The 235-nt window shown below is 43.4% G+C and carries 1 pseudogene; it reads left to right on the top strand.

Features of this window, described 5'->3' with window-relative positions:
* Positions 1-161: 161 nt before the first annotated feature.
* Positions 162-235: pseudogene (locus tag P6709_RS20710) on the top strand (hypothetical protein); the annotation flags it as partial.

Below are 235 nucleotides of genomic sequence, written 5' to 3'. Positions count from 1 at the left end.
ATCATGCCGATTTAATTAAAAAAATGGTTCAGGGTGACGAAGAAATATCGATAGCATTAGATGCTTCATCATCACCATCTGCAATTGACAGTGAGTTACCTTGTCATTACGCGACGAAGCCTTACATATGCACAGAGTAAATCAAGGGAAATTGGAGTCGAAGTGAGCTTGAACGGCTGGAAGGGGAAGTGGCGCTGCGATGTCTTAATCCGAAGTGTCCTGCGCAAATTCAAGA

This window comes from Jeotgalibacillus sp. ET6 (assembly GCF_029667115.1).
Lineage (GTDB): Bacteria > Bacillota > Bacilli > Bacillales > Jeotgalibacillaceae > Jeotgalibacillus.
The sequence above is the reverse complement of the archived record's forward strand: the minus strand, read 5'-3'. Positions and strand labels throughout refer to the sequence as shown.